The sequence below is a fragment of the Cytophaga sp. genome, from assembly GCF_051961495.1.
GTDB lineage: Bacteria > Bacteroidota > Bacteroidia > Cytophagales > Cytophagaceae > Cytophaga.
Genome location: NZ_JBQCDF010000299.1, coordinates 1 through 5,422 on the forward strand (window position 1 = coordinate 1; position 5,422 = coordinate 5,422).

General features: G+C 41.9%; 3 protein-coding genes. All 3 read right to left on the reverse strand.

The features are described 5' to 3' along the window. Positions 1 to 3,118, reverse strand: a 3,118-nt coding sequence (locus tag ACTHJT_RS16695; RefSeq protein ID WP_440240306.1) for an Ig-like domain-containing protein, incomplete at its 3' end; no start/stop codon positions are given. 508 nt (positions 3,119 to 3,626) lie between these two features. Then, positions 3,627 to 5,054: a leucine-rich repeat domain-containing protein gene (locus ACTHJT_RS16700; RefSeq protein WP_440240308.1), complete on the reverse strand. Its 1,428-nt coding sequence runs from the start codon at positions 5,052 to 5,054 to the stop codon at positions 3,627 to 3,629. A gap of 4 nt (positions 5,055 to 5,058) precedes the next feature. After that, positions 5,059 to 5,422, reverse strand: a 364-nt coding sequence (locus ACTHJT_RS16705) for a gliding motility-associated C-terminal domain-containing protein (RefSeq protein WP_440240310.1), incomplete at its 5' end; no start/stop codon positions are given.

A 5,422-nucleotide genomic window follows, 5' to 3' on the forward strand; every position in this document is an offset into this window, starting at 1 on the left:
TTGCAGTGGCTCCGTTCAGCCATTTGTACGAACTTCCTGCGCTTGATGTTAACACTACTGAACCGCCCTGGCAGAAGGTCGTTGGTGTCGTTGTTGTAATCGCTGCTGTAGGCAGTGTATTTACTGTTACAGTTGTCACCGATGATGTTGCCTTGCAGTTATTTGCATTCGTTACTTCTACCGTATAGTTACCTGCTGTTGTTGCTGTATAGGTCTGTGCTGTAGCACCTGTGATTACTGTAGTTCCGTTCAGCCATTTGTATGAACTTCCTGCGCTTGATGTTAACACTACTGAACCGCCCTGGCAGAAGGTCGTTGGTGTCGTTGTCGTGATTGCTGCTGTAGGCAGTGTATTTACGGTAAGTATAAATCCTGTACTTGACTTACACGAATTCCCATCTGTATAGCTTGCTGTGTAGGTACCTGCTTGTGCCGTTGTTATCGTTGAAAGTGTAATCTCTCTTGTCGTTGCTGTATATCCGTTCGGACCTATCCAGCTCCAACCTGTATTTACTGTTGGCTGCGGCCCCAATGCTACGGTGCTTCCTGCACATACTATTGCCGTACTACTTTGATTCCATGCACCTCCATCAATCTGTGTATAAGAAGTAATAACAGGGAGTGCGTTGACAGTAATGCCTGCTGAAGCAGAAGTAGAAATTCCTCCAGCATTATCAGTTGCTTTAGCTGTTATAGTATGTGTACCAACAGCAGCATTTGCCCAATTATAGGTATATGGAGAAGAGGTAGCCGTGCCCAGTAATGTGGTACCATCGTAAAATTCAACCTTGGTTATACTTCCATCGGAATCAGTAGCTGTGGCTGTAAGGTTAATACTGGTTCCCTGGCAGAATGAACTATTGACAGCCGGCACTGTAAGGTTAACTGCAGGAGGTGTATTGCCCGATAACGGTTCCCAGTAAATAATACCTCTTCCGCCACCTGCTCCCAGAAATACTTTTCCGGCAACATTCATATCGCCAATCAACAATGGCGCACCTGCAAACTGATGGGCGTCATCATTTACTCTAAGCCATGTAGCACCCTGATCGGTTGATCTGAAAAGACCCGTGACTCCTCCCACTGTCCCCCAAATGAAAACACAGGGATAGGTGGCTCCTGCAATTGCCTTACCGATACCAATGGATTTGCAATAAGATACATTGGAAATAGTAGTATATGTTGCGCCATAGTTGGTTGAATATTTCAATCCATTACGCCCAAGAGGTACCCATATATGTCCTTCAAGACCAGGCACTGTCCGGACCAACACTGATTCCCACGGATAATTTGCAGTTGATGCACCAGGCGAACCTGCTACTGAAAAATTAACGCCCTTGTTTGAGCTTCTGTACATCTGTCCAGCCGATGGATGGTATATGTAGAAATAATTTGAATTTACCTGATCAGCCACTGGAGCAGCATCTCCGAGAGACACACCAGAACAGCTAGACCAGTTAGCTCCATTGTCTGTTGTATAGTAAGTAGTTGAGGAACCTCCCGGACAGTGCAGTATCGTACCACCATCAGCACTTATCGACACACGCCCATCTGAACCTTTGTTAGTAGTACATCCAGTCCATGTATTACCCTTATCACCCGAATAGTAAACCACATTTCCACCATTCGACGCCCTTACTACTCTGTTTGTATTGGCTCCTGCATACGCAATGCTTTGGTTATTTCCATCCGAAGGAGATAGTTTTTTTGAGGGATAAGACATCAAGGGCTCATGTACGAAACCTGTTATGTCTCCGAAAGAGGAAATAAGCGAACCTCCCGGAATACTGATTCCATCCAGAAATGCAGTCTCTTCAATTCCTTTAACATCATATTTCCAGGAAGGATTTGTGGCTGAAATATCCGGACAGGTATATACACCACCTCCGCCAACTACACGTACTTTCAGCGGATTGTTCTGATCGAACTCAATGCAGTCCATCCAGTTTACTGCTCCGCAGCAAGACCATGCCATTCCATTACTATCATAGGTGGCGTTATTACCATTCTTAAGGGTCCAGGTAGCACCTCCATCATTAGAAAGGAAAACGAAATCTCCCCATCCTGTACCAAACGAGTTGTTCCAATACATACCACAGGTAGAAACGATCACTCTGTTCACATTTGTAGGATCAATGCTTATACCTCCATAAGGATAATCGCGGCCTTGAGCAGGTGTAGCATTTGCTCCGGGTGTAACGTTTGTCCATGTTCCCGTAGATGTATTAAGCTTATATAACTTACCGTACCCATTAGTAGCCGGACCTTCAGTATCTGCTAAAGAAACATACATGGTCGTTCCCTGCAAAGCTGCCCGGTGCGGCATGAAACCAGTATTAGGAGAAATATCATTAAACGTAACACCACCGTCTGTACTCTTGTAAATGTTTGCACCACCAGTACGGGAAACTCCAAGGTAAATGGTTTGAGAGGCTCCGCCTGTTACATTACCTGATGGATCAAAAAGAACAAAACAAATTCCATTTCCGTTGGCAGTAGACGTTACGCCGTTCCAGGCAAGATTCCAGGTAACACCGGCATCCGTACTTTTCCATAATCCGTTTGCCCTGGTTCCGCAGAATAATATATTACTGTTTTTAGGATCCACAGCAAGGCGCTCTCCATTCCCGCGACCAGACCCATTTCCATGTGCTTTGAATTTAGAAGTAACATCTGTATAGGTAAACGTATTTCCTTTATCCGTTGATTTCAATATTGCTGTTCTTCCCCCATTGATATAAGACGTTCCGCATAACATGTAAACATTATTAGCGTTTTGGGGGTCTACTGCCAAAGCTTCTACTCCTATAAATCCGTTTTCAGATTCGTTCAACCAATCCATCAACTGAACCCATTTATTGTTTGCTTCATCCCAGCGATACGCTCCCCCGACATCTGTACGGCAATATCTGTCACCAGACGTTTTGTGAGTAACGATGCCAGTTACAAATCCTCCTCCTCCAATGGGAACATTGCCCCAGGTATAACTTTGTGAAAATGATACTGTAGGTAAAAAAGTAAAAAAGGTTATTATACAAAAGATGATGAATCTGTATTGTACCGTGGAACTCCAATGCAATCTACATCCTGTTGGGTGATCGATAATTCGTTTTACCATACTTCCTTTATGTTTTATAAAAGATTGTTTAATTGATAACTGCAATGGTTTGAAATTACATCCGTTCATATCCTGATAATTTCTATCGCCATCAATTATTATACCCGGCAAACTCAAAATTAGTAACCCCTTTTTTATAGATATTTTTTTTAAATAGACTTATATACAGAAAGCAGAGCGTCACTGTACAACCAATTCCAGGGGGGAAACATAAACCGGTCAAAACAGCGTAAACTTTTTCTTGTAGAACATAACGTTTCTGCGCATAAGCACTGAATTCATCAGAATAAGAATAAGACCAAGTCAATTTTATTTTCTTTACATGCTGTATGCTGATAAGTAAAAGTACGTGAGTGATATATTAAGCAGGTAATGGCTAAGAGATTAAAAATGGATTACTGCGTGTGAAGTAAAATAGAAAATTCAACGCTTGCTTACACATTGATACTTCACTTATCATTTATTTACCTTCTGAAAAAAAATGAATATGAAACAATTCTCAAATATTCTATCTGATTATTGTTATCTGATAAGTAGTATCTTCAATGGTAATAATGTAATATCCAGTCCCGAGAATTTTTCCGGAACCTGTAGTACCATTCCAGTAGCATGGTGCAGACTGCTGATCCACCAATATACCTGAAGCATTATAAACTTTTAGTGCACCGCTTTCTTCAAACAGCCATTCATCATTTTTGCCATCGCCATTTGGTGTAATCGTAAGTTCTTTATCCATCGTAAAATCAGGACGCACCACAATTGTGAAAATATGTGATGCCAGTGTACATGCTGATAAGCCCGGTGCAGAGGAGCTAACCTTACAGTACCAATTTCCGGTATGTGATTTAGAGGCTGCAGGGATAGTAAGAACAGGTTGATTGGTCTGTGCAACCTGCGCGCCATTACAGTACCAGGAAAAGGTAAGACCAGGTATTCCGTCATCTGCAGCAAGAGTTAATGTTAATGGTTGTCCTTCTGTGATGCGGATGTTAGCAGGAGCCGGCAAAGAATCCTGCGGGCAAATTGTCCAGCTGGCAATGTTTGGATTTGCTGAAGAAGGCAATAGATCTTCAAAGGTGAAACTATTACTGCTGAGGTTACAAGTTGCCAATGCCGTAAGTCCTGATAAATCCGGCAATGATGTCAGCAGGTTATTATCAAGTGTAAGCAATGTCAGCTGACTTAATGAAGGTAAGCCTGTAGGAACTGTTGTTAATTGATTTGTGCCCAGGTTAAGATCGGTGAGTACTGCATAGGGTGTTAGGTCCGGTACTATTTGCAGGTGATTCGTATACGCTCTTAGAGAAGTTAATCCTGTGGCCAGCGAGATATCCGGAATATAGGTCATCAGGTTATTTCCAAGCCACAACTCTTTTAAAGAGGCAGGTAACTTACCCATTGAAGCGATATTATTTTCAAAGCAATACAATTTTTCCAGCTTGCTAAGTACTGTAAGGTCCGGAATAGAAGTAAGCTGATTCCGGTAAACAACTAAATCTGTCAAGTTTGCCAGAGCGGTCACATCAGGCAGTGTAGTCAGCTTATTTTGAGCCAGAACCAGAGTTTGCAGACTTACCAGGTTGTTAAGTGGCGGGACTGATGTTAACTGATTTTCAGCACAGTAAAGAGTAGTCAGTTTCGTTAATGCACTGATGTCGGGTAAAGTACTGAGATTATTTTTCTGACATTCCAGTACATCAATATTTACAAAATATTGAATTCCTTCCAGATTTGAAATACGTTCATCTCCGCAATATAATGTGCCGGTTACGGAAGCAGCATTCGCAATAATCAGTTCTTCATTCACATCCATCAAGGCCGGATAATGATCTACAAGAAAGGATCTGAACGCCGTATCAGGAATAACCGCAGTTGTCTGTGCAGACAGCCTTGCTGAAAGCATTAAACCTAAAACGATATAAAATAAATGGCGCATGCTTTTAATGGAGCAAAATGATATAACCTTGTCTTGATTCCCCGTTCGTAAACGTTGCAATATATAAATAACTTCCTGTTTCCAGGATGTTTCCGTTCAAACTTCTTCCATTCCATTCATAAGGCTGGCCATTTGACAAGTCTGTCTTATAAACGACATTCCCACTTTTATCCATAATGGATAAGGTACCATGCTCCATTTCTGTAAACGGAAATTTCCATGATTCAATAGTTGGATTAAAGGAATAATCTTTAAACACCGTACAGTTTTTTTCCTTCACTATGGCTTGCTGTTGAGAAAAGCACCCACGGTTATCTTTAACCATTACTGTATATGAACCAGCCGCCAGATCGGTACGTAAAGACGAA

Bases quoted from the DNA above. Each gene is read 5' to 3' on its own strand.
- ACTHJT_RS16700 (WP_440240308.1), bottom strand. From the start codon at position 5,054: ATGCGCCATTTATTTTATATCGTTTTAGGTTTAATGCTTTCAGCAAGG.